The sequence below is a fragment of the Vulcanisaeta sp. JCM 16161 genome, assembly GCF_001316285.1.
In genome coordinates, this window is the sequence record NZ_BBDO01000006.1 from 79,804 (window position 1) to 103,170 (window position 23,367).

The 23,367-nt window shown below is 44.9% G+C and carries 25 protein-coding genes and 8 pseudogenes; 17 read left to right on the forward strand and 16 right to left on the reverse strand.

Translation table 11 applies throughout. From position 1 onward, the window contains the following. The first annotated feature begins 80 nt into the window (after positions 1-80). Positions 81-751 (forward strand): annotated as a pseudogene (gene tpiA / locus JCM16161_RS08750) (triose-phosphate isomerase). A gap of 10 nt (positions 752-761) precedes the next feature. Here tpiA and JCM16161_RS08755 read toward each other — a convergent pair. The 4 genes from JCM16161_RS08755 to JCM16161_RS08770 form a co-directional block, all read right to left on the reverse strand. Beyond that, positions 762-983, reverse strand: coding sequence for a hypothetical protein (locus JCM16161_RS08755; RefSeq protein WP_054855611.1), 222 nt, complete (start codon positions 981-983; stop codon positions 762-764). A gap of 62 nt (positions 984-1,045) precedes the next feature. After that, positions 1,046-1,315, reverse strand: a complete 270-nt coding sequence (locus JCM16161_RS08760) for a hypothetical protein (RefSeq protein WP_054855612.1) — start codon at positions 1,313-1,315, stop codon at positions 1,046-1,048. A 50-nt stretch (positions 1,316-1,365) separates the two neighbouring features. After that, positions 1,366-1,662, reverse strand: a complete 297-nt coding sequence (locus tag JCM16161_RS08765; RefSeq protein WP_054855613.1) for a hypothetical protein — start codon at positions 1,660-1,662, stop codon at positions 1,366-1,368. Between the two features lie 70 nt (positions 1,663-1,732). Continuing rightward, positions 1,733-2,128: a hypothetical protein gene (locus tag JCM16161_RS08770; RefSeq protein ID WP_243671024.1), complete on the reverse strand. Its 396-nt coding sequence runs from the start codon at positions 2,126-2,128 to the stop codon at positions 1,733-1,735. Between the two features lie 193 nt (positions 2,129-2,321). Here JCM16161_RS08770 and JCM16161_RS08775 point away from each other — a divergent pair, with 193 nt between their 5' ends. Beyond that, complete coding sequence (locus JCM16161_RS08775) at positions 2,322-3,059, forward strand: ATP-binding protein (protein ID WP_243671026.1); 738 nt, start codon at positions 2,322-2,324, stop codon at positions 3,057-3,059. 62 nt (positions 3,060-3,121) lie between these two features. Beyond that, positions 3,122-3,337: a hypothetical protein gene (locus JCM16161_RS17355; RefSeq protein ID WP_243671028.1), complete on the forward strand. Its 216-nt coding sequence runs from the start codon at positions 3,122-3,124 to the stop codon at positions 3,335-3,337. On the opposite strand, the pseudogene acnA reads toward JCM16161_RS17355, so the two are convergent. From acnA to JCM16161_RS17375, 5 genes and pseudogenes are all read right to left on the reverse strand, one after another. Further along, positions 3,338-6,015 (reverse strand): annotated as a pseudogene (gene acnA, locus JCM16161_RS08780) (aconitate hydratase AcnA). Between the two features lie 95 nt (positions 6,016-6,110). Next, positions 6,111-6,893 (reverse strand): hypothetical protein, encoded by a 783-nt coding sequence (locus tag JCM16161_RS17360; RefSeq protein WP_243671030.1) that lies wholly within the window; start codon positions 6,891-6,893, stop codon positions 6,111-6,113. A gap of 115 nt (positions 6,894-7,008) precedes the next feature. Next, positions 7,009-7,494: a hypothetical protein gene (locus tag JCM16161_RS17365; protein ID WP_243671032.1), complete on the reverse strand. Its 486-nt coding sequence runs from the start codon at positions 7,492-7,494 to the stop codon at positions 7,009-7,011. Between the two features lie 47 nt (positions 7,495-7,541). Further along, positions 7,542-7,736: a hypothetical protein gene (locus JCM16161_RS17370; RefSeq protein ID WP_243671034.1), complete on the reverse strand. Its 195-nt coding sequence runs from the start codon at positions 7,734-7,736 to the stop codon at positions 7,542-7,544. Positions 7,737-7,795: 59 nt separating this feature from the next. Further along, positions 7,796-8,194, reverse strand: coding sequence for a hypothetical protein (locus tag JCM16161_RS17375; RefSeq protein WP_243671036.1), 399 nt, complete (start codon positions 8,192-8,194; stop codon positions 7,796-7,798). A 126-nt stretch (positions 8,195-8,320) separates the two neighbouring features. Between JCM16161_RS17375 and JCM16161_RS08795 the strand changes: the two genes are divergently transcribed. Further along, the gene (locus tag JCM16161_RS08795; protein WP_054855615.1) at positions 8,321-8,530 is read left to right on the forward strand and encodes a hypothetical protein; all 210 of its coding nucleotides are present in this window, start codon (positions 8,321-8,323) and stop codon (positions 8,528-8,530) included. Here JCM16161_RS08795 and JCM16161_RS08800 read toward each other — a convergent pair. Next, positions 8,496-9,482 carry a winged helix-turn-helix transcriptional regulator gene (locus JCM16161_RS08800; protein ID WP_054855616.1) on the reverse strand — a complete coding sequence of 329 codons (987 nt, stop codon included), beginning with the start codon at positions 9,480-9,482 and terminating at the stop codon, positions 8,496-8,498. The genes JCM16161_RS08795 and JCM16161_RS08800 overlap by 35 nt on opposite strands. Before the next feature lie 93 nt (positions 9,483-9,575). On the opposite strand from JCM16161_RS08800, the gene JCM16161_RS08805 reads away from it, so the two are divergent. Continuing rightward, positions 9,576-9,830 carry a hypothetical protein gene (locus JCM16161_RS08805; protein WP_243671038.1) on the forward strand — a complete coding sequence of 85 codons (255 nt, stop codon included), beginning with the start codon at positions 9,576-9,578 and terminating at the stop codon, positions 9,828-9,830. Here the strand turns inward: JCM16161_RS08805 and JCM16161_RS08810 are convergent. From JCM16161_RS08810 to JCM16161_RS08820, 3 genes are all read right to left on the reverse strand, one after another. Next, positions 9,780-10,361 carry a hypothetical protein gene (locus JCM16161_RS08810; RefSeq protein WP_054855618.1) on the reverse strand — a complete coding sequence of 194 codons (582 nt, stop codon included), beginning with the start codon at positions 10,359-10,361 and terminating at the stop codon, positions 9,780-9,782. The two genes, JCM16161_RS08805 and JCM16161_RS08810, sit on opposite strands and share 51 nt — an antisense overlap. Before the next feature lie 43 nt (positions 10,362-10,404). After that, positions 10,405-10,680, reverse strand: a complete 276-nt coding sequence (locus tag JCM16161_RS08815) for a DNA-directed RNA polymerase subunit L (RefSeq protein ID WP_054855619.1) — start codon at positions 10,678-10,680, stop codon at positions 10,405-10,407. A gap of 244 nt (positions 10,681-10,924) precedes the next feature. Continuing rightward, positions 10,925-12,082 carry a CBS domain-containing protein gene (locus JCM16161_RS08820; protein ID WP_054855620.1) on the reverse strand — a complete coding sequence of 386 codons (1,158 nt, stop codon included), beginning with the start codon at positions 12,080-12,082 and terminating at the stop codon, positions 10,925-10,927. Between the two features lie 80 nt (positions 12,083-12,162). Here JCM16161_RS08820 and JCM16161_RS08825 point away from each other — a divergent pair. The 10 genes and pseudogenes from JCM16161_RS08825 (at position 12,163) to JCM16161_RS08860 (ending at position 19,665) form a co-directional block, all read left to right on the forward strand. Next, positions 12,163-12,614: pseudogene (locus tag JCM16161_RS08825) on the forward strand (RecB-family nuclease). Between the two features lie 118 nt (positions 12,615-12,732). Beyond that, the gene (ndhC, locus tag JCM16161_RS08830; RefSeq protein ID WP_243671040.1) at positions 12,733-13,053 is read left to right on the forward strand and encodes an NADH-quinone oxidoreductase subunit A; all 321 of its coding nucleotides are present in this window, start codon (positions 12,733-12,735) and stop codon (positions 13,051-13,053) included. Positions 13,054-13,058: 5 nt separating this feature from the next. Then, positions 13,059-13,499, forward strand: a complete 441-nt coding sequence (nuoB, locus tag JCM16161_RS17380; protein WP_243671042.1) for an NADH-quinone oxidoreductase subunit NuoB — start codon at positions 13,059-13,061, stop codon at positions 13,497-13,499. Between the two features lie 166 nt (positions 13,500-13,665). Next, positions 13,666-14,316 (forward strand): NADH-quinone oxidoreductase subunit C, encoded by a 651-nt coding sequence (locus JCM16161_RS17385; RefSeq protein ID WP_243671045.1) that lies wholly within the window; start codon positions 13,666-13,668, stop codon positions 14,314-14,316. A gap of 5 nt (positions 14,317-14,321) precedes the next feature. Then, positions 14,322-14,828: a hypothetical protein gene (locus tag JCM16161_RS17390; RefSeq protein ID WP_243671047.1), complete on the forward strand. Its 507-nt coding sequence runs from the start codon at positions 14,322-14,324 to the stop codon at positions 14,826-14,828. Positions 14,829-14,880: 52 nt separating this feature from the next. Beyond that, entirely contained in the window at positions 14,881-15,591 is a 711-nt protein-coding gene (locus JCM16161_RS17395) for a hypothetical protein (RefSeq protein WP_243671050.1), read from the forward strand. A 411-nt stretch (positions 15,592-16,002) separates the two neighbouring features. Continuing rightward, a pseudogene (locus JCM16161_RS08845) lies at positions 16,003-16,478 on the forward strand (PaREP1 family protein). Between the two features lie 408 nt (positions 16,479-16,886). Further along, positions 16,887-17,824, forward strand: a pseudogene (locus JCM16161_RS08850) (DNA double-strand break repair nuclease NurA). A gap of 58 nt (positions 17,825-17,882) precedes the next feature. Continuing rightward, a complete protein-coding gene (locus JCM16161_RS08855; RefSeq protein ID WP_054855622.1) occupies positions 17,883-18,299 on the forward strand; it encodes a hypothetical protein in 417 nt (138 codons plus the stop codon). Between the two features lie 41 nt (positions 18,300-18,340). Continuing rightward, positions 18,341-19,665: pseudogene (locus JCM16161_RS08860) on the forward strand (cyclic 2,3-diphosphoglycerate synthase). Positions 19,666-19,755: 90 nt separating this feature from the next. Here the strand turns inward: JCM16161_RS08860 and JCM16161_RS08865 are convergent. The 3 genes and pseudogenes from JCM16161_RS08865 to JCM16161_RS08875 form a co-directional block, all read right to left on the reverse strand. Next, a complete protein-coding gene (locus JCM16161_RS08865; RefSeq protein ID WP_243671052.1) occupies positions 19,756-20,262 on the reverse strand; it encodes a pyridoxamine 5'-phosphate oxidase family protein in 507 nt (168 codons plus the stop codon). A 67-nt stretch (positions 20,263-20,329) separates the two neighbouring features. Continuing rightward, positions 20,330-21,028, reverse strand: a pseudogene (locus JCM16161_RS08870) (hypothetical protein). Between the two features lie 197 nt (positions 21,029-21,225). Beyond that, the gene (locus tag JCM16161_RS08875) at positions 21,226-21,795 is read right to left on the reverse strand and encodes an exosome complex RNA-binding protein Csl4 (RefSeq protein ID WP_054855623.1); all 570 of its coding nucleotides are present in this window, start codon (positions 21,793-21,795) and stop codon (positions 21,226-21,228) included. A gap of 82 nt (positions 21,796-21,877) precedes the next feature. Between JCM16161_RS08875 and surE the strand changes: the two are divergent. Together surE and JCM16161_RS08885 are read left to right on the forward strand one after the other, a co-directional pair. Beyond that, positions 21,878-22,702 (forward strand): annotated as a pseudogene (surE, locus tag JCM16161_RS08880) (5'/3'-nucleotidase SurE). Positions 22,703-22,998: 296 nt separating this feature from the next. Further along, positions 22,999-23,340, forward strand: coding sequence for a hypothetical protein (locus JCM16161_RS08885; RefSeq protein ID WP_054855624.1), 342 nt, complete (start codon positions 22,999-23,001; stop codon positions 23,338-23,340). The last annotated feature ends 27 nt before the right edge of the window (positions 23,341-23,367 follow it).

Genomic DNA, 23,367 nt, shown 5'->3' on the forward strand with positions numbered 1-23,367 from the left:
TAAAAAGCTTGCTTAGGTGGGATTATTATTCCCATTAAACCCTAGTAATTTAATAAACATTAGCCCTGCTTATAGCGCGTATGAGGTTGCCAGTACTTATCATAAACATGAAGGTGTACCCTGAGGTACTTGGTAAGAGGCTCTTGAGCTGGCCAAAGTCGCAGAGGCCGTGTCTAGGGAATTGGGCGTATCAATTGCGGTTGCCCCACCAGTCACTGAGCTTAGGCTTGTGGCTGAGGGCGTGGGGATACCCGTTTATGCACAGGGCGCTGACCCGGTCGAGCCTGGGGCTAGGACAGGTCATGTACCACTTGAGTTCGTTAAGGAGGCTGGGGCTTCGGGAGTAATACTTAACCATAGCGAGAATAGGTTGTTACTTAACGACCTTGGCTGGCTCGTTAACAGGGCGAAGAGCCTCGGCCTAGAGACCCTCGTGTGCGCGCCCGACCCATACACAAGTGCTGCTGCCGCCGCCCTGGAGCCAACGGCCGTGGCTGTTGAGCCGCCTGAGCTCATTGGTACGGGTAAGGCCGTGAGTAGGGAGAAGCCTGACGTCATTGTGAAGACGGTGGAGCTCGCGAAGAGGGTTAACCCAGACATTCCCGTGATCACGGGAGCAGGTATTGAGAGTTACGAAGACGTTAAGAAGGCCCTAGAGCTTGGCACGCAGGGTGTTTTGGTTGCGAGCGCGATTGTTAAGGCTAGGGATTGGAGACAGAAGATTATGGAGCTTGCTGGGGCTTTACGTTAATGTGATCTACTCACCGCCTATTCCTGGTTAACCTACGTGGAAATCTTAACCTACTAACGTAGTTAATTACCCACTGAACCAGTGTTGTGTATGTTTCCTCATCCTTCCTCGTCAATCTGACATACCCATTGTCATCAATGATTATCAATTCCCTACTACTCATCCAGGCGAGGTACTTCATTGCCCTATCGTAGGATAAACCAATTGCCGTGGCTAGGTTTGTGCGATTCATGGGCCCTGCTCGTGAAGTACGGTTATTATCCTCACAATGACGTATAGATCTGGTTTAAATTCCTAGAATCTTCTGAGATCATGTTCAATCCACCTTAATTCCCACATCGCGGAGTCAATCATCCATAAAGTCCTTACACTATTACTTACCCTGCCCCAACTAACCCTCATGACTATTATGAAGCCCAGCACCAGGCTAATGGGTATTGAATATTGCATTAACTGCGTTGGTATTGGGAATATGAACATGGGGAGCAGCACCAAGAATATTAATCCGTATAGTGCGAAGCCTGCGATTAACGTGAATATGGCGATATAAACCAACACGGCCACTAAGTAACCAAGCCTTGCTCTGTGAATCTTAATGGATAGTTCATCGTAATTTATAGATTCAAGTATGGCAATAATGCCTGGTAAACCTCATTCAATAGCCTATCCCAATGCGCATATCTAACTGCAGCATCTTTGCCCGCATTTCGTATTTTCCTAGGTACCTTCACTGCGATTATGTAGATTACGTATGCCGAAATTAATGAATATGCTATAGCCATTATCACATTCATTATCACTGAGACATTATAGAGAAATACGTACATGAATTCATAAAGTATTAAAGCACTTGATAGAATTATAGTGATTAAGAGTATATTAATTGCTATATTAGGTAGTGCGTCAGCCATGGCATTAGCCTATCAATATTGATTAGGAAGTCCCTGAACTCAAGTATCTTAGCCCTAGCCTCCTCAATACTCATAACCTAATCACCCAATAAGTAATGTACACAAACACATTGCCGCTAATACGTATAATCACGGCATTCACATAGGCATTACCAACCATACCCTGTACTGCGCCGCCCTGAATAACCTCCACGAGACTCCCATTGGCGATTGATGAGCACAGCGTGTACGATTTTGATAATAGCAATAGCGATATACCTTTAACTTGACCTGGGCTTAGCGTTATAATGGTGCCATTTTGCATATGAATCATTGCCAATGACGATCCTAAATTCGTAAATTCAACATCGATTCTGACCATGGTCCCACATGGAACATTGACCACGATTAAGCCGCTACCGTTTATTAGCTCGCCAATATAGTGCCCAGTTGGTGGTTGATTAGTAGGAATATTATTTCGAGACATATGATTATTGCGAGAATTAGGATAATGTCCCCGTTACTAACCTTCGTGTTAAAAATCATATATATATATATCGGTTTAAAACGGCATTATCGTCTTAAAAACTAAACTCATTGGGAATGAGTACGCTTGAGCTTGGTATGGGCTATGTTTTGTTGGCGTTAGGTTTATAGTTCCTAGGCGGAACTTAGTTCCGGTGCGGAACTTATTCGATCCAAGACCTAAAAGTTCTAGGAGTGAACTCTTTGATAGAGTAGATGAGCTGGAGATTCTCGATAAATCCGTTGGTAGGCCTCTTATCGTTGTTCTTGGTATTAGGCGTATCGGTAAGACATCCCTTGTTAAGTCCTTTCTTGAGCCGTATAATGGCATTTACATCGACCTACGTGGTGCGGCTACGCACTTAGATCTTTATGAGAGGTTATCTGAGGGTTTAAGCAACGGTCTTAGTAAGTTGAGGAGAATTATCGAGGGTATTAGGGGTATTAGGATCATGGAGTTTGGCGTTGAGATTAGGTGGAGGGGTACGGATTCCATAAGCTTATTGGGGCTTCTTGAGGAGTTGAATCGTAGAGGGCAATTCATTGTTGTACTTGATGAGGTACAGGATGCAAAACCACCCATATCTGCTGAGCTTAGGAGGGTCTTGGCATATACCTATGATCATTTAAGCAATATAACGGTTGTTCTCAGTGGTTCTGAGGTTAGGTTGTTGAGCGATTTCATCGGTGTTGATAATCCAGAGTCTCCACTATATGGTAGGTACTTTATTGAGGTTGATGTTCGTAGATTCTCAAGGGATGAGTCACTGGATTTCCTGAGACTCGGCTTTAGGCAGGAGGTATTGAGCCTCCCGAGAATCTGCTTAAAGACGCCGTCGACATCTTTGATGGTATACCTGGGTGGCTCGTCCAGTTTGGTAGAAATTATATAGATGGAATACGCGACATAAATGCCATTAGGGAGCAGGCAATTTCCATAGCGCTTAGTGAATTAATGAGGTTATCCAGGAGAGAGAGGGCTGTGCTTAAGGCCATTGCCGAGGGTGCAAGGACGTGGGGGCAGGTTAGAAGAATAGTTGAGGAGAGGCTTGGTGAGACAATCCCCAAGTCTAGCCTGACGAGGATAATTAATAAGTTGGAGTCCCTTAGTATAATTAAAGATTATGAATTTTTAGATAATGTTTATCGAGATGCCGCCCAACGATTATGATTATCCACCTCCTTGTCTGTATTTCCTTATTATTTGCCTAAGTACGTACTGTAGTATGCCTCCGTTCAGGAAGTACTGAACCTCCATTGGCGTATCAAGTCTCACAAGCAACTTTGTCTTTATGACCCTGCCATCGGCTTATGCACGACTAATTCAACGGTTTGCCTAGGCTTTAATCCCTGGGATAGCCCTATTATGTCGAATGTCTCGTCGCCCGTTATGCCAAGCTTATCCGCATCCTCACCCTCCATGAACTGAAGCGGTAGTATGCCCATCTCAACAAGGTTACTCCTGTGTATTCTCTCGAAGCTCTTTGCAATGACCGCCTTTATGCCCAGGAGCTTCGGCCCTTAGCCGCCCAGTCCCTTGAGCTGCCGGCACCGTATGTTTGACCGGCAAGTATTATTAATGGTACGCCTCCTCCTTATACTTCATGGCCGCGTCAAACACGGTCATTAATTGACCATCAGGCCAGTGTATTGTGTATCCGCCTCAATGACCTTACCACCCATCTTATTCTTGACACCCCTACTCCAGAATGCACCCCTAACCATTACCTCCCAATTACCCCTCCTCGTGCCGAAGGTGTTGAATTCGCTTGGCTTCACGCCAAGTGACATTAAGTACTTACCTGCAGGTGAGTCTGCGGGTATCGAACCTGCCGGCGATATGTGTCCGTGGTTATGTTATCGCCAAGTACCAGCAATGCCCTGGCGCCAATTATGTCCTTAACCTCAACGAGCCTGTCTGGGTCGAAGTCGTCGAAGAACGGCGGCCTCCTTATGTACGTATTCTTCGGGTTCCACTGGTATAGATCACCACTTGGTGCCTTTAGCATGTTCCACTCGTCTGGCACCAGGTCACCTATTTTCGTGTACTTCTCCGTGAATTCATCAGGTGTTACGTACTTCTCGACGTAATTCCTTACCTCATCATCACTGGGCCACAGGTCCTTTAGGTAAACGGGCCTTCCATCACTTGTATACGTAACCGGTTCCTTGGTTAAGTCCTTATTGACAGTGCCGGCTAGTGCGTAGACCACGACCATGGGTGGTGAGGCCAGGTAATTAGCCCTGACGTCCGGGTGTATCCTACCCTCAAAGTTCCTATTTCCTGAGAGTACGGCTGCTGCCACCAAATCATTCTCCCTAATAGCCCTAACAACGGCTCGGGAAGTGGGCCGGTATTGCCTATACAGACCATGCAGCCAAAACCAGTTATGTAAAAGCCAATCTTCTCAAGATACTGAAGCAGGCCTGACCTCCTTAGGTATTCCTCAACAACCCTAGAACCTGGTGCTAAGACGGTCTTAACGTATGGTGGCGGTGATATGCCGAGCTCAACAGCCCTCTTGGCAACGAGACCGGACGCCATTAATAGGTATGGGTTGCTCGTGTTTGTACAGCTTGTGATTGCTGCAATGGCTACAAAGCCATCCTCTAGCTCCACCTTCTTACCATCAATCTCTATGATTACCTTCCTCCTACCACTCATGCCCCTCTTCTTATTCCTATCCTCAATGACTGGCTCAAGGCTCTTAGGCACCTCGCCTAGGGACCTCCTCTGCCATGGGAGTGATGGTCCAGCCAGGCTTGGCTCTATGCTGATAGGTCAATGCTTATTACCTGGCTATACTCGACATCACCCTCCTTAGGCGAGCCAAAGACCCCCTGCTCCATGAAGTACTTCTCAATGAGTGATATCAACCACTCATCCCTACCAGTGAGCCTTAGGTAAGCCAGTGTTTGCTCATCCACTGGGAATAATCCAGTGGTTGCGCCGTACTCAGGGGCCATGTTAGCTATCGTTGCCCTATCAGGGACGGGTAATTCCCTAACGCCCTCACCAAAGAACTCGACGAACTTATCAACGACGTTATACTTCCTAAGGGTCTCGGTAACGTAGAGCACTATGTCCGTCGCCGTAACACCAGGTCTTGGCTTGCCATAGAGGTGAACACCAACAACCTGTGGCGGCAGTACAGCTATTGGTTGACCAAGTAATGCGGCCTCGGCCTCAACACCACCAACGCCCCAACCAACAACGCCAAGCCCATTAATCATTGTTGTGTGGGAGTCCATGCCGACTACGGTATCGAAGTACGCAAGTCTCTCATTGGGCCCAAGGTCCTCGGTCATTACAACCCTCGCAATATGCTCAAGGTGCACCTGGTGAATAATACCAGTGCCCGGTGGGAAGACCCTGAAGTTCCTGAAGGCGTTCTGAGCCCACTTAAGGAACTCATACCTCTCTGCGTTCCTCTCAACCTCAAGCTTAATGTTTAGCCTAACGGAGTCAGGCCTGCCCCAGTAGTCGGCCTGTACGCTGTGGTCTATGATTAAGTCCGTCGGTACCTGCGGATTAATGACCTTTGGGTCAATGCCGTACTTAGCCACTATTTCCCTCATCACGGCTAGGTCAACTAGGGCGGGTACTCCCGTGTAGTCCTGCATTAAGACCCTGGCAACCTTTATTGGGACCTCCTTAGTGCCTGGATTCTTCGGGTTCCAATGCAGTAGGTTCTCAATATCCTCCTCCGTGATTGCCTGCCCATCGTAATTCCTGAGCAGGTTCTCTATGAAGACCTTAATCGTGTATGGGAACCTGGCAATGTCAAAGCCCTCCCTCTCAAGCGCCTTCAATGAGTAATAGCGAACCTTGATGCCACCAACATCCATTACGCTTAAAGTATTCCATAAATTGGGTAGGTTCTTGGCCACGGGGGTATAATTAATTCATGTGATTTTTAATATTTGCCCTTTAATTAACGGGATTACCTTGCGAATTGGTTATAGCCGGAGGCATTAACGTTGTAGTAGGTTAGGTCCCAGGTAGGTGGCGCACTTAGTTCAAAGGGTATCATGTAGCTTGCGGGTAATGTCGCAGTGGTTCCATTCAAGAATGTGACCTCTATGTCGAACATCGTACCATTAAACACATAATCATATATCGGGTACTTAGTATATGCATACTGAAACTCAAGTTGCGTGTATGTTGCGTAGAATGGCGTTCCACTATATGGTATTGCATGTATCCATAATTGGCTCGTATTATAGTCGTAAATCTCGAAGACTATCTCCTTAGAGGACATGTTGTAGTAAATCATTAGTTTAAGCAGTGTATTATTGGGTGTTGGTACGCCGGGTAGCACCGCTGGATTCATCGTAGTCTCATTGAAGTAGTAATGGGCTATGCAGTTCTTGCCAGGTACGTACCAAGGGGCAATTGTGCCATTTGGGTCCAGGTCAATACCAATCTGGAAGAAACCAACGCAGGATGACCTGGTGGCTCCGTAATAATTCATGGCGTTTATCTGGAAGCTCAGTATACCGACCTGTGGTGTATTCCAATACCTAAGTAGTACGAGTGCGGTTAGGTTATAGAATGGCGGTAGTAGGGTGACGAGAAGGCCTGATCCCTGTCCATAACCCTCCATGTTATCGTACTTCTGCAGGTATATGGGTATTTCGAGACTGGTGACTATTATGTCCGTGTAATAGACAGTCCCGTTCGTCGTGATTATGGCTACCGTGTAGTAATTACCCGCGTTTGGCACGGAAACTTATTGTATGGGGTGCTCGCATTAAACACATTAACCATTATGAAGACCCAACCAGGTGGGTAAAGCGCATTTGAAAGTTTTGACAGGGGAACCACGGGCTTTAGGTCCGTTAGGTTTGGGCCAGCCCATACATAACCATTAGCAACACCGACAATGGCAACCGCTCATAATTACTATTTACTAAGCCGAAGAACCCACTACCACCATCACCGTAATAAATCGCCACCTGGAAGGATAGGAATTGATCACCCCTAACTATTAATGATGAATTAACAATATCAATTTGAGGTTCGCCATTTAAGGCAGTAGACTCCAACGCGGGTTCACCCCAGTAATTAGGTTGCGTAACTATTACCGGCGTCTGCCCGCTAATGGGTATCCACCCATAATAACTGAGTGGCTCATTAACGTATTCAAAGTTAGACACGTAAGCAAAGGCGCCAACAAAGGACGCCGCTGGCGCCATTCTTGGCAGTGGTTGGTGCGCACGTACATACACATGGTTAGGTGAATAGGCGTGTATAATCAACGTCATTATGAGTATTACCGCTATTATAATCGTAATTTTTATTGCGTTCCGGTTATTCTTTGTCATAAATTAAGTAATTAATTGATCATTGTTTTAAATTTTACTACTAATGCCTAATCACCAATCATTGACCTCTCCTCGGCTGTGACCTCCTCCTCCGAGTCAACATGCAGTCTCCTTGTTTGTATGCCATCAGGCGTTAGCAATACCATCTTTACTGATGCGCCATCCTCACCAAACCTCGTTAGGTACCTAAGTAATACCTTGTTTGCAAGGACTATGCCTATGTGCTGTGTCTTACCGTTCAACGAGACACTTTGGTGATAGTGCCAAATCTCCTTCTTCGTTACTATATTGAATTGCTTGACTATGGAGTCTTATAATCATCAAGGACCAGGTTATAAATACTTAGGACCCTCCATATCCTCTTCGTCGGGTTTATCTCGCCGTAAATCACCACCACGGGTCTCTCGGTCTTCTTCTCCTTAACCCTCGACTGGTAGATGGCTGTTATCACGGGCTTTGAGTCAAGCATTAGTAAGTCCTTGATTGGCTGCCTATACCTAATCACGGCGGCCATGAATGGCATTAATAGCCTAAACCTGAACTCGACACCATTCGGTATTTTTACACTGTCGAAATTACAGTTATAGCAATGAATTCTCACGATGGCTGGTGATGGTTCTATTAACCTCCTTATGAAATCCTGACCTTCCTCAATGAGTTCCTCGTTGTTCACCTTCTTGGATTCATCATTAATAGCCATCAATATTCTATCACCTTTAGAATTTATTAAATTTATGGTTCATAGTGATAATATTGTTCTATGGAAAATATGCAGATTTTGCGCCTTACAAACTACTTTTTAATTGGCTCACGAAGCAATAGATGTATGGCGGAGTATGAATTAAGGAAGTACATAACCTATGGACAATTAATAATGTGGCCGAGGTTAATCATAAGCATTAAGAATCACGTGAAGGTAATACTCATGACCAGCCTATCAAATAAGAGTGAGATTAGGAGTATTAGGTGCTCAAGGATTGAATTCATGATGAAACAAGGACCTACTGCCCAGTGGACTTTAGGGAGTAAACAATAACCTCCTTATTACCCCTAATGATTACCTGCCTCTGAATCAAGCCCTTCCTAATCAAAATACTCAATGCATTCCTAACAGTCCTACTCGGAAGCATAGTCTTCTCAATGATCTCCTTCTGCGTTAATTGACCCTCATACTCAAGTATCTTGAGTATGAACTTAGCACTTGGTGGTAAATCCATGTTTGCCAGTAGACTTATTTTCTTCTCATAACGCCCAATGGCACTCGAGACCTCACCAATCCTAACAAGCTTAAGTGGTTTTCCAGGCGTTATCCTGACCTCATTACCGACGAATGTCCTGATACTACCATCTATTATTACTTCAACCCTAGATCTAGAGATTAAATCCCTTATTGTAATTATAGAGTCACTGGGTACGATGACAGGCACGCGTGCTAGGTTCGTACTATTAACAGGCACGATCTCGAAGACCTGGGCCCTCGAATGTATTAATGGGCCGCCAGCCGACATTGCGTATGCCGTGGAACCCGTGGGTGTTGATATTATTAAGCCATCGGCAACGTCATGCCATAGGTACTCATTATTCACGTATAGGCTATACTCAAGGGTTATCGCGCTCTTGGCAGGGAAGATTGCGACCTCATTTATTGCATATGGTAATTTCTTACCCTTAACATTAACAGAAAGTCTTTGTATGTCCTCAATATCGTAATTGCCGCTCATTATTATCGATAATGCCTTATCCAGGTTGGTTATATCCACGGAATTCAGAAAACTCAGGCCAAACCCCACGGTGAGGACCGGCCCATCCCATGAATCCAACTTATGGAGGTTCATTATTATGAATTTATCGGTCCCCACAATGCCTATGATATCATAACCATTAAGGTTCTCGTTCAATTCCGTAGTCACAGCAAAGTATGGATAATTATTAATTAACTTCTTAACCTCATCAATAACACTGGGCATAGCTATCAATAATCCCTTCATCTTTGTTAATTATAGAATGTTATAAGAATTTATTTTTTTACTATGGCGATCTCGATAATGTATGCCTTAAAAATGCGGGCAATTACTCGCAGGGTGATGATAACAATAATTGTTGGAGTGCTCGGACTACTATTCATTGCGGTTGGTTGGGTGCTCGCACTAGGTGATGTGCCACCGCTCAGGTTAACAATACCATACCTAATAGGCAGTGCCCTACTCACGGCATACTCAGCACTTAATTGGAACCTCATCTTTCTAATACTAAATGGTGCCGCAACAATACTCTCAGCCATTAATCTAGTAAGGAGGATTAGAATGAATAAGGTTAATACCAAAGATCATGGATAAAGCCATAAGCTCAAGCACCAGATCACCCCTCGCAATACGCACATCACCACCATTACTTAATAACCAACTTATTGACGAGTCAAGGATCAAAGTCCCCCTAGCAGTACCCCTACCTAGCGTTACCACGCATTTACCCCCGTCCTCATTAAGTACGATTACCGTGTATATCGACCCAGGAATCACCTGGTCCCTAATCACAACCTCGGCCACACCAAATGCATTAATTACCTGGGTCTTAATGAAACCCAGCGATGACAATGCATCGTCAATACCCTTCGCATTACCAATTCTTCGAGTTAAGTTAATCACGGTTGAGAGTATGCCCCTTGCAGTGTTCCTCTGAATTGGTATAACCCCTCCGTAAGGCATTAGGGACAGGGCAACAAAGCCTTTAGCCGCGCACTCGCTATTTACTGAAATCACGATGCTACGTGGCGGTGCATTGCAATCATTAATCCTAACAATCTCCTCCCCCAACTCCCTAACCGCATCAATTAACCATTGAGGTGGTTCACCGAATACGTATATCAAGGATAGATCACCATACCCAGGGACTTAACGTATTTTGTTAAATTTATGACGAGCCTAAAAATCCCTTCTCCAGCTCCTCAACATCCCTCAATATCTCATTCACAGTCTCCTTAATAACATCAAGAGGCGGCTTACCCCTTGTCTTTATCCTAAACCGAACATTTTGGGTCAATGGGTGGTCGACATCGTACATCGCATACTCAACATCAGGTCTCTTCAGTAGGTACTCAATCAACGGCGCAAATAATGTGTATGTCTCCCCCTGAATTATAGCCTCTAGGTAATTGTCCTCGGCCTTAACAATACTTATCCTAATCACGAAATCAATGTGGAATAGGTAGTTAAATAAAAGCTTTAGCTCTAGCTTAAAAATAATACATTGAGCATATAATTAGTGATGACAACCCCCGGAGCGGACAGCGCATGAAGAATTCACGTACCGGCTGATCATATTCGTTAATTTAGCATCAAAAATTATTGTAAATAAATGGATTGATCTCTCTTCAGTCGTTAGCGAAGTAATCATCGGTCATTAAAGGGTGCGTTCATCATCAACAAATCATTTACTCGCTGGGTGGTCCTCCACGTAATCTACCCTTTCTCCTTATATCCCTTGTCCTATTTATCTCTCTTTCAATTCTCTTGATTAAGGTCTCGAAGGCATACCTGACGGCGTTTACTGGGTCCCAATCAACCTCGTTTACTGTGTATGTGTTAGTGTTGTCCTTAAGCATTATGTGGACTGAGTACTTATTCCTCTTTTCCTCGCCTCCTCTCTCGTACTTCTTAATGTTTATCTTCATGTCGATGACGTTGGTCATCCTATTTATCTTGGCAATATAATTCGAGATCACCTTCTCAACTAATGGCTTAGCATCCTCATCAATTTCAGTAAGCTTAGCCTCAACTGGTATCTCCTCGTACGGCTTGATGACGGCCCTTATAATGTCGTAACTCGAGACGACCCCAACCACGGACTCCCCAGAAATAACGGGCATACCTGAGATGCCCTTATCAAGCATTAAATTAACTGTGGTGTAGATATCATCACCTTCACCAACGGTTATTACTGGCGTAGTTGCTATTGCCTTCACGGGAGCCGCGAGTATGTCATCCTCAGTACCAACAACATCGCCCCTCCTACTACGCCGCGGTATTGATGCGTAGTACAGTCGCTCAACTATGTCGCGCATTGAAACTATGCCGTAGAGCTTGCCTGAATCGAGAACCGGCAGGCGTGTTATTCCATGCCTAATCATGAGCCACTTAGCCCTTGCCACGGCTTCATTCGCGTCGATAGTAATTGCGGGCTTGGACATTACCGATGAGACCGATGTACGGGGCAGCATCTTATTATCGAGTAAGTACCTCAGTATCTTCTCCCTAGTTAAAATGCCGACAAGCCCCATGCTAGAGTCAACCACAGGCAGTGCTCTAACCCTCAGGGTTAATATTTTGGACATGGCCTTAACAAGGTCTGAGTCCTGGCTTATTGAGTATGGCGGTGACATGGCGCTCGAGACCTTGGATCTAAGGCTAATCCTTCGCTCGAGCAAATCCCTATAACTCAGCACACCCACTAATTTGCCGTTCTCGTTGATGACGGGGACAACCCATGCCCTGTAATCCCTCATGTCCGAAATTATCTTAGAAATAATATCCCTGGGCTTTGCAATTACTACTGCGTTGTCCATGAGTTCGTTGACCCTGGGTGTACTCATCAGGAAATTGATTTGTGAAGCCCTTTAATAATTTTAATTAGGTTATAGTTTTATAAATGGAGCGCTATATTTCGTCCTCAATGGACTGCCAACAAGCCATAAACAATGTAATACCCGTAATACATAACCCTGCCAGCGTACAGAAACTGCTGGATGCGGTAAAGGTCTCGCTTGGTTTTGGTATAAAGACGATAATCGTCACAAAGGCCGTGGGTACAGCAGCACAGCAGGGCGTGCCGGAGGCCTTTAGGCTTGTGCTCAGGTCTGGAGCCACGTTGATTGTGCTGCCCGACATTAAGGACGCCATTGAACTTCTTCATCCAGACTCAATACTCTTCTTAAGCACCAGGGTGATTCCATGGGGAATGAGGTTAAGGGCAGGACATTACTAGTAATACAGGCATCCGACCAACCATTTATGCAGAGCGAGTTGAGCCTGGGGCGGCAGGTTAAGGTAGTTGGTAGGGACGTGGGTAGTACGGCATTACTAACGCTAGCGCTTAATAAGTTGCTTGGGCAGTGTATTGAATGAGGTTATTACTTAAAAATGCCCAATTGCTAATTCCTTCGGTCACGATGTCGGCCTTCATCGACGCATTAGCAATATTGATAGTAATCGTGGTGGTAGCCTAATAACCGACGCTGCGATAATGTACGTAGCAAAGAGGCTTGCTGCTAAGAATCCGAATGTATCGAAGCTCCAAAGGTATGAGGCTGGCAACCCACCAGTTGGTGAGGCTAGGTATGTTTTCCCAATACAGTACGTGGGCTTCCTACTCATGTTCCTTGGTATGGAGCCCATAATAGTAATATTATTGATACTGTCATCAGCCGCCATTATCGCATTACCAATAACCTACATAATACTTGCAATACTCGTAATAACCCTACCAAGCATCTATGTTGGTTATAAATACGCACTGAAAATAGCGTATCCCAAAGAATTTATAAGAAGGCCAAGTGGTGGGTGACGTGAATGTCGCTTGACAAATATTTAGAACCCTACAAGAAGTGGGGTACGAAATACTCCCTATGGCCTATTCACCTCGTAACGGCATGCTGCGGTGTTGAGATGGCGCATACCTGGAACCCAACATATGACGCTGAAAGGCTTGGCTCACTGCCATGGCATGCACCCAGGCAGACAAACCTAATCCTAATTGAGGGTACAATAACCTTCAAGATGGCTAGGGTCCTCAGGTATATCTGGGAGCAAATGAGCGATCCTAAGTACGTGATTGCCATGGGCTCCTGCGCCGCTGAGGGTGGTATATTCTGGAATAGTTACCACACTGTACCGGTCAGTAAAATAGTGCCAATTGACGCATACGCCATTGGTTGCCCACCAACACCTGAGGCAGTTATTCAAATGATTAAGATAGTCCAGAGGAAAATAGAGACGGGCGAGGCTAGCTAATGTTAAGCCAAAGACCATCGATCTAACGAAGATATTAACACCATCCCCAACCAAGCAACCTGCGCCAAACCCACCGCACAGGATAACCCCCAACCCACACGTACCGGTTTGCCAGGAGAAGAAGGTTGAGTGGCCCTTTGGCTATGAATTAATAACTAATCAACTAATGCCCGCACTCAAGGAATCGGCTAAGAGGATTGTTGTAACTGACGTTAATAGAATATGCGTAGATACAGAGCCCAATAAGTTAAGGGATGCTGCATCATCATTGTTAAAGCTTGGTTTTGACCATGTTAAATCGGTTAATGTCATTGATGTACCGCACGAAAACAAATTCTACGTTGAGTACTGGGTCTCAAGCTATAGCAGGAAGGAGTTGATGCCCATACTCGTATCATTAACTACGGAGATTCCTAGGGATAATCCTAAGGTGCCAAGTTTAATCGATATTTGGCCTAGTGCGGATTACATGGAGCGTGAAATGTATGACTTCTTCGGTGTTTGGTTTGAGGGTAACCCATGGATGGGCAGGAACTTCCTACTCGACCCAGACACGCCTGTTAAGTTCCCGCTTAGGAAGGACGTACCAATAGTCAGGGAGTTCTACATAGTTGATAGGGAGTTCCCTGGACTACCCGTGGCACCGCCACAGCCGAAGCCGGCGGCAGCACCGCAGAAGCCAGCTCAAGTGCCGGCTCAACCAAAACCCGCACAGCAGGCCCCACAACCAAAGCCTGCAGAGACTACGCAACCACAGGCAAAACCAGCACAGGAAAAACCAGGTGAGGGCAAGCAGGAGGTGAGTGGCACAGGGTGATGAGTATGAGCGGTAATGAGAGGTATGCAGAGTTGCCCGTTAGGATGGAGGTACCTGAGGAGTTCGTTAGGAACTTCGTACCAATACCAAAGGAGTACGTTGAGGAGGCCTACAGGAGTGACGAGTACTTGGTATTCATTGGGCCTCAACATCCAGGTAGTGGGCACATGAGGATAATACTTAGGCTCAAGGGTGATTACATTGTCGATGCAATACCGGATCCGGGTTATGTCCATAGGGGTGTGGAGAAGCTCGCCGAGACCAGGCTATACATACACATATTGCCACTTATCGAGAGACCTACTATACAGGATTCGGCTAACTTTGACCTTGGCTACTCACGTGCAGTGGAGAAGCTGGCTGACTTAGACGTGCCCAAGAGGGCCCAGTACATTAGGGTAATTCTGGCCGAGTTAAGTAGGATGCTACGCATCTATACGATACTGGAATCCTCGCCGTATTCATTGGTCATAGCACGGGCTACATGTGGGCCTTTGGACTTAGGGATGTAATCAACGAGGCTTCATAAGAATAACAGGCACAAGAACAACGCTTAGCTATACCGTGCCGGGCGGTGTCAGGTGGGATGTTAAGCCCGATGTCCTCAACTTTGTTTATGAATTAACGAACTACCTGGAGAGGAAGATGAAGGATATGGAGTCCATATTCGTTAAGAACCCGGTCACAATACATAGGCTTAAGGAGGTCGGCGTGTTAACGAAGGACGAGGCGATTAAGTATGGATTAGTCGGCCCATTCCTAAGGGCCTCCGGTGTTGAGTATGATGTTAGGAAGGTGGAACCTTACGAGGTCTATAACGAGTTTGAGTGGGATATACCGGTGGCTGATGAGGGTGATTCATACTCGAGGTTCCTTGTTAGGGTTGAGGAGATTAGGCAGAGCATTAAGATAATTAGGCAGGCAGTTAAGAACATACCAGACACACCAATACTAAGTGAGAAAATACTATCAAGAATACCACCAAAGGACAGACCGCAGGCAGCCAAGGATGTAAGGACATTCCTAACAAAGACCCACGTGGGATTAACGCCAGGCGCTGGCGAGGTAACAACATTAACGGAGGCCTCAAGAGGACTATTACTATTCACATTAATATCCGATGGACACAGCAACGTGCCATATAGGTTAAGGATGGTCACACCATCATGGCTACTGCTCAGGGGATTCATGGAGGCATTGAAGGGCTATAGGTTGGCCGACGTACCGGCCATATATGGAAGCTTCGGCTACTTCCCACCGGAGGCTGACCGTTGAATTTTATCAATCTATGTTTAATACTTGCTGAAAATTATTAAGATTCTAATATGTAGAGATCTAAAATGTTAGGCCAGCCTATGTAAGATTTAGGATTAAGCATAGGAGACTTAAGGAATATTAGGGTGATTCAGGAAAGGTTCAGGAACATGGATTACAATACCGGAATAAGATATGTAACGGGTAAATCATAGTGAGATTAAAAGTCGCTAAGACCCTGCTTGGGACTTATGGATTTAAGTGCGTCCTTAGTATCATTAAATTTTGCTGAGCAGGACACCTTAGATATTTACTGTAATTAATTAAATTCGATATATTTTGATATATAGTTGATTGCAAAGAGGAGATTAATGTTACGGTAACGAAATATAACTTTATTTAGGTATTTAATGATGTAATTAGTGACGTTGTATGGAGGAATTGATGAGGATTGCTAAGGAGCGTGGTATTGATGTTGAGGATTTAATAATAGGTGCATTATCAAGGATTGATCCTCAGGAGGGATTGAAGGTAAGGATGGAACTCGCCGAGAGATATTTAGCCGAGATGGATGAGTATTTAAGAAAGGGTGATGCTGTTCAGGCCTCGGAGAAGGCTTACAAGGCCGCCGAGGAAGTCATTAAGGCTTTGGCTGAGAAATTCAATATACCTGAGTATCAAGAGGCCGTGAGGGAGGGCAGGTGGTTCACCTACTTATTGACCAGGGCTGCAGGTACCTTTCTGTGAGATTGGGTGATTGGGTGTCTAATGGATGGGGTAGCGCATATATATTACATGTATGGGGTTTTCATGAAGCTAGATTGAGTGTGAATGACTTAATGCCGTACATCAATAAAGTTAGGGTATTGATTAAAGAGGCCGAGAATATATTGAAGCAGTATCTTTAAGTCATTTTATATAAAACCGTGAGTGATTCTCCAACAATTAGGTAGGGTTAATTGTAATGTCAAGAACTTAATTTTTAATCGTTAATGTTAATGCCTATGGAGTAATTACTCAATAGTGCTTTATATACCTCCCTGTGGTCATTATTTTGAATGTTGCCCAGTGATTATGGACCTGGAGATATTGAATTTTGGATTGAGCCTCCATTACTACTCTCCATACAATCCGATGTTAAGAGGATGTTGGATGAAGGTGTTGATTCTCAAATACTTACCCTGATCCGTGGGTTAAGGAAGATTATCGAGGATAAGGGTTTAATTAGGAATATTAGTTCATCGGCAAAGGCCTTTAATGCCTATGCAATTGATTCGAGCTATCCAGCACCACCTCTTGAGTTAATTGGCGGTGTTATGACCGTGCTTTCCTATGGCTATGTTGGTTACCTCAATGGCTCCTACGATAGGTACATGACCGGTGAGGTTGTTTTTGAGGATGTTGGTGAGTTTGAGAGGGTGATTACGAGGAGGGCTCAGGTTAGGGAGAGGGAGTTGGCGATTAAGCTTCTTCGTAATAAGGCCAGGGGGAGGAAGGAGGTTGACCTAATAATTCTTGATGGTGAAATACCAATACACCCACTACCATACAACTTGCCGGTTGAGGGTGGCGTGCTTGCCCGCGTGACTAACGTAATTGGTGACCTGATGGATCTGGCCGTGAGGACAATACACCGGTTATTGGTGTTGTTAAGAGGGTTAGGTCGAGGTTCCTATCGATACTAACTAATGAATGCCTGCCAATGAATGATAAACTCATCGCAAGCCTGGTACTCAATAATGGTGAGTATATGGTACTCGGTAGCTATGGTGATATCCTGCCCCAGTGGATTAAGGTAAACTATAGCGACTGCGAGTTAAGGAAAAGGTGTAAGGGTACGAATTGTAATGATGTCAGGGACTTAATGAGTAGGAGACTCAGCGAGGGTCTGGCAAACCTTGAGGGGGTATTTAGCGGTTCCAAACATCCAGGTTTGAGGATGCTTAGAGATATATACGTGGTATTTTATAAACCGCGTAATGGCGCACCCGCGGTCAAACTCGAGGTCTTCAATCCAAATGATAGGGTGAGTATTGAGGAGTTGGTGGCGTATCTTGAGTCACAGACGACAGATACTGGTTACCCATTCCTGCTTGACAGGGTTGATGAGTACGTGAGGCTTGATCCCAAAATACTGGATTACGTGAGGAATTTAATAATCAAGGGTTCGAAGGATTTAAACCCAGCCCTATTAACAATGCTTCAATTGACAAATCCACAGAAGGCTTACCTGGTGAGGAGGCTTGAGGCGTGATTGAGTGATTAATAAGGTGAGCTATCTTTAATAATTTGTAGGGAAGAACCGCTTTGTAATGAGGATTGGTGTTAGGATGATGGGCTTAATAATTAAGGTTTTCGTATTCCTATCACTGGCAATAGCCGCAGTTGTGGGTATAAGGTTTGTCGACCCGATCTTCGCGCCAGTAATAATATTGACCCTACTTGTGCTTATCATTCTTCTTAATAGGATAATAAATAGAAGGCTGTTGAGCATGTGGGGTTCGCAGTTATTGAGCATTGATAATTACGCGGTTTATGAGAGGGGTATATACGTAAAGCCCATGGACATATTTTACCCATGGGATGAATTAATCACCATACGTAATGAGCAATCGATAATAACGTTCGTGTTTAACGATGGTACTGAAATCTCACTATCGAGGAGCGTTATTGAGAATTTACGGGGTTGTCCCTGTATTAACAAGATTGATGGTGTAGTGGGTAAATAATAAATAGTACTGGTTTATAACTAGGGAACGGTGATTCCTCATTGCGGAGGGTAATAATACTGGGCGCGGGCGGTCGAGACCTGCACGTATTTAACATGTACTATAGGCATAACCCAGAGTATAAGGTTGTGGCTGTCGCCCAGGTTCAAATACCGGGTATTGGTGGCAAGCGGTATATAAAGGGTGCTGGAGACCTATATCAACCAGGTGGTATACCGCTTATTGGGCTTAAGGATCTTGAGGACCTCGGGCGCTTAATAAGGGATTTGGGCGCTGACGAGGTTGTCTTAGCCTATAGTGACCTGCTCTATAATGATGTGGGTAGGATAATAAGTATTGTGCTGGCAAATGGCGCCAGCTTCAGTATTCTTGGTCCTAGGGATACCATGATAAAGTCATCGAAGCCCATGATCGGCGTAGTGGCTACGAGGACCGGCGCCGGCAAGTCAACGGTCTCTCATGAGGTAACGCTCGAACTCGTTAGGAGGGGATTGAAGGTCGCGGCGATTAGGCATCCAATGATATACATGAACCCGGACGAAATGATGGTGCAGGTATTTAGGACTAGGCAGGACCTAATGAAGATCACCTTTGAGGAGAGGGAGGAGTATGAGCACTACGTAGACATTGGTGTACCTGTACTTGCCGGCGTTGATTATGAGATGATACTCAATGAGGCTGAGTCCATAGCAGACGTGTTATTGTGGGATGGCGGAAACAATGACTTTCCATTCTACTACACAGACTACCTAATAACGGTTACTGACGCTAGAAGACCAGGGCATGAGGTCGGCAGCTTCCCAGGTGAGGTGAATACCAGGCTTGCCGATGCCGTGATCGTGACCAAGGTCTCCGACTCAACCCCTGAGAATGTTAGGACTATAATTAATAATATAAAGGCCGTTAACCCGAGGGCTTCAATAACGCAGGCAGACCTTGAGGTATATCTAGAGGACCCAAATGCCGTGGCCGGGAAGAGGGTGGTGATAATTGAGGACGCGCCAACAGTAACGCATGGAGCCTACCATACGCGGCGGGGTACATAGCCGCTAAGAAGTACAATGCCGAGATAATCGATCCAAAGCCGTACGCCGTGGGCATAATAAAGGAGACATACGCAAAGTACACACACATGGGACCAGTGCTACCAAGCCTAGGCTACACACCTGAGCAGATAAGGGATTTGGAGGAGACGATAAGGAGGATCCCCGCCGACGTAGTCATCATGGGCACGCCAGCCCATATAGAGGATGTGGTTAAGATCGATAAGCCAATCGTTAGGGCTAAATGGAGACTTAAGGTTATCGAGGGACCAACAATTAGCCAATTAATTGATGAGTTCCTCGAACGTGCAAGGCTTAAGTAGGTTTACGAGATGTGACGAGATCCATTAAATATTTCGGCATTGGTTTATTATTCGTACTTATGGGTATACCATAGGCCATAATTATTGGGATTATGCCTCCCAATGCCTATCACTACTAATGGTGGGTCCACCCTCTCTCCTCTTAATTGCAAAGTCCTCAATTTTAATCCTAACAACGGCTACCGATTCCAACTCATTAGTTGTTGGTAACTCAGTATCACCTATCCTGCCAGGTACTAATCTATTAATCATTAATTGGAATACACGAAGTTTTTCGTTTAAGTCATCAATGAGGAATCCCCTGCCGTATATAATGGCTGATTCGTAATTTATCGAGTTATTGCATAAATTGCTCGAGAGCACTATGCCGCGAACCTCAGTAATGGCTATCACGATTGGGGATCCACCACCAATTATCTTAATTAACCTACTATCTGGTGAGCCATGCATGTATATATATTGATCATCATTTACGTAAAGCATTGGTATTATATACGGTTCACCCTCATCCACAAACCCGACATGGCATATGAAATTTCTATTCAGCAATCTTATGAGCTCATCCCTATCATAGGAGGCCCTTTCACTATACCTCACGACCTTAACCTTACGAGTGCACATACCTCAATCATAATTAATATTGATAAAATTAAGTGTTGTTGCTTTACGATGGTAAATCTGTCTCATCCTTAATTACAACCGGTTTCACATGGGCACTTCCTCCCAGGTACCTGGTTGCTAAGTCGATAATGAACTGCGCGGAATTAAGTAATCTATCATCATCTATTCCGGGAACGCCCGCCGTCACTATTAATACATTCCTCGTCTCAGGCCTGATTTTCGTGGTTTCAGAATCCCTATATGGGTATACGTGAAGTATTAGGCCGTCTATTGTTGATAAAATAATTTGATTGCTACTCAAGGTCTTTTTTTTGGTGATCCGATAGGATTGAAGATCTCGCCATCCCTGGCATAGCGAATTATGAGGTCCTTACCACCAAAGCTATCAAGGTCATAAAGTCCAATTGGTACTAAGTACCTTATGCTGGCTATGTTACCAATATCAACCATCGGGTTAATCCTTGGCAAGTCCTCACCCCTAAGAACCCTCCTAAGTAAGGCCTCCTGGGCAGGCCTTTGCTTGGTCGTCTATACCAAGCTCATGCCAATAGAAGTCTCTGTAATACCTAATGATTGGGTCATCCTTAAGCTTGTCGAGGCTATGCCTCGACCTAACCTCCTTAACGACGTCATTAATTATAGCCAATAACTCGCCTGGGTACTCCTCATTCCTAACATTGCGCACAATACCAACACCAACGAAGACCTTACCCCTGAGCCTATCATCTATTGAGAACTTCACATAATACGGAGTGATCCGCGGTATTAATGTTTTTACTCATGAATCAGCTCTGGTGCCACTCCTCATTGCTCAGAAATACCAGTCATCATCACTAGTGCAGATTAATCAAGGAAGTTTTTAATACCTACCCGACGCACTTATTGTTGGTGATGACCACCTCGACCCCTGAGCAATGAGGAGTGGTATTACGACTGACCTCATGCCCAATACTCAACAAGACTAACCTTACGCCTAACCATAGCGCCGCAATTAGGGCATTGAAGCAGTTCATTGCCCTTCCACCTAAGTGTATGGCCACACCTAGGGCATCTTGCGTAAACCACACCGAGCTGCGCATCCCTCAGTGTCAGTGTGTATGGTGGATCTTTCGATATTACCCTAGCCCTGACTATATCGCCAATGCCGAGAAGCTCGCTGGCATTACCTGGTTTACCATTTAGTAATTGTGATGGTGGTATTATGCCCGTTACATCATCTTTTAACACGATTTTATTGCCATTATTTTCAACGCCAATTATTTTCACAATAACAACCCTATCATTAGGTATGGCCACCACCTTACCATACACAATATCATTTACCCTTAATAGTGAGTTACTACTTCTTATAGGCTTAACACTAATTACGTGCTCCCTATCATTCCTAACAACGATACCCATGACCTGAGCCCTCAATTTACCATCCGCATCAACCTCAACATTCTCCCCCGGCAGGTATTCCTCAGCAACACCAACAATATCTCCTGGAGCAACAACCTCCTTATTCATGGCTCATCCACCACTAGGTCCTCTTGCAATCCTTGATTAGTGAGCACGAAACCCTTTATAAACCTATACCCTAAATGCCTTTGTGGTTAAGATACTCGTAACGAATGATGACGGCATATATAGCCAGGGCTTAGGATGCTGTATGAATACGTTAAGGACCTGGGCGAGGTCTATGTAGTAGCCCCAGAAACGCCAAAGTCGGCCTCCGGCTTGGTATAACCCTACATAAGCCCCTCAGGGTATCGGTGATGGACCTATGCGGCTTTAAGGTGTATGCAACCTCAGGAACACCGTCAGATACTATATACTTAGCTGCCCTGGAGATAACGGGGAATGTGGACCTCGTGCTCTCCGGCATAAATATTGGCGATAACACATCATTACAGGTAATACTATCATCAGGAACACTCGGCGCCGCATTCCAGGCAGCGCTACTTGGTATTCCTGCCATTGCATACTCAGTGGATGTTGAGAGCAGTGATGAGCTTGAGGATAATGAGGAACTTGAGCCTTTGCTTAAGGCTGTGATTAGGGAGTCGGCAATGTATGTACTTAGACATGGGATGCCCAGGGGGGTTGATGTAATTAGTATTAATTTCCCAAGGGTGGTCAGTAGGGGTGCTAGGGTTAAGCTTGTTAGGGCTCGAAGCTTAAGTTCTCGGAGAAGATCGATGTTAGGGTTGACCCACGTGGAGGTAAGTATTATTGGCTATTTGGTTCATTGCTTGAACCTGAACCAGACACTGATACGTACGTGGTTCATAGGGAGGGCAATATTGCGCTTACGCCATTGACCCTGGACATGAACGCCATAGGTCCACGGCAGGGGGTTGACATAGACAGCCTTAATAAGCTCGTTGATGTATTAAATACGGCGTTATTGCATTCCCGAGGTTATGGAAAATAGAACTTAAATACAACATGCGTTTGTTTTTGGCATGGTATGGAGAATCACCAGGCATTGTATATGGATGAGGTGAGGAAGGGTAATTACATGTTTTTCGTGAATCACATTCTTAATCAAATACCGGATGCCTTTAAGATGGGTTCATTGGATGTAAAGCTTCTTAGTGATTAAGGGATTACTTGTTGGGTATTGGTGATGAGTTGGCGGAGATTTATTGTACGATTATGTCGACAAGGGCATTGACTTCTTTAGGGGAGGTGAGTGTGTGGGATTGATTAATTAATTAATAAATATTTTTGCGTGATTTAATAACGGATGTTGATAAAAATGAGCATTGGGTTAGGATGGGAATTTACGTGCTTAAACTATTTAGTGCTAATGTTGGTGTCGCCGCATTGATAGCCTTACCAATACAACATACCTCATTGGCTACTTCAAGAATTGAGAAAGATAATAAACTTGAGGATCAAATAATAATTACGTTAGGTAAGCTCTCCACCTTAACTGCCTCATTCTACGCTGAGATGCTGGTCCATTTATTGACGGAGGGTGTTGGTACACCGATTAATGCATTCATGGTGTTAGCAGGGAGTATTGTTAATGAGTTAATGAGAGTTTACGGTAACCTCATTGCGTGAAATTTTTAAATACTCAATATGCCTTAG

Excerpts from the sequence above, each read along its gene's own strand:
- JCM16161_RS08755 (WP_054855611.1), bottom strand. The coding sequence starts at position 983 with ATGAATCGCACAAACCTAGCCACGGCAATTGGTTTATCCTACGATAGG.
- JCM16161_RS17375 (WP_243671036.1), bottom strand. The coding sequence starts at position 8,194 with ATGGCTATTAATGATGAATCCAAGAAGGTGAACAACGAGGAACTCATT.
- ndhC (WP_243671040.1), top strand. The coding sequence starts at position 12,733 with ATGTACGTAGCAAAGAGGCTTGCTGCTAAGAATCCGAATGTATCGAAG.
- JCM16161_RS17365 (WP_243671032.1), bottom strand. The coding sequence starts at position 7,494 with ATGACAAAGAATAACCGGAACGCAATAAAAATTACGATTATAATAGCG.
- JCM16161_RS08855 (WP_054855622.1), top strand. The coding sequence starts at position 17,883 with ATGAGGATTGGTGTTAGGATGATGGGCTTAATAATTAAGGTTTTCGTA.
- JCM16161_RS08820 (WP_054855620.1), bottom strand. The coding sequence starts at position 12,082 with ATGAGTACACCCAGGGTCAACGAACTCATGGACAACGCAGTAGTAATT.
- JCM16161_RS08770 (WP_243671024.1), bottom strand. The coding sequence starts at position 2,128 with ATGTCTCGAAATAATATTCCTACTAATCAACCACCAACTGGGCACTAT.
- JCM16161_RS17390 (WP_243671047.1), top strand. The coding sequence starts at position 14,322 with ATGAGCGGTAATGAGAGGTATGCAGAGTTGCCCGTTAGGATGGAGGTA.
- JCM16161_RS17385 (WP_243671045.1), top strand. The coding sequence starts at position 13,666 with ATGCCCGCACTCAAGGAATCGGCTAAGAGGATTGTTGTAACTGACGTT.
- JCM16161_RS08795 (WP_054855615.1), top strand. The coding sequence starts at position 8,321 with ATGGCGGAGTATGAATTAAGGAAGTACATAACCTATGGACAATTAATA.
- JCM16161_RS08800 (WP_054855616.1), bottom strand. The coding sequence starts at position 9,482 with ATGAAGGGATTATTGATAGCTATGCCCAGTGTTATTGATGAGGTTAAG.
- nuoB (WP_243671042.1), top strand. The coding sequence starts at position 13,059 with ATGTCGCTTGACAAATATTTAGAACCCTACAAGAAGTGGGGTACGAAA.
- JCM16161_RS08765 (WP_054855613.1), bottom strand. The coding sequence starts at position 1,662 with ATGGCTGACGCACTACCTAATATAGCAATTAATATACTCTTAATCACT.
- JCM16161_RS08875 (WP_054855623.1), bottom strand. The coding sequence starts at position 21,795 with ATGAATAAGGAGGTTGTTGCTCCAGGAGATATTGTTGGTGTTGCTGAG.
- JCM16161_RS17355 (WP_243671028.1), top strand. The coding sequence starts at position 3,122 with ATGAGGTTATCCAGGAGAGAGAGGGCTGTGCTTAAGGCCATTGCCGAG.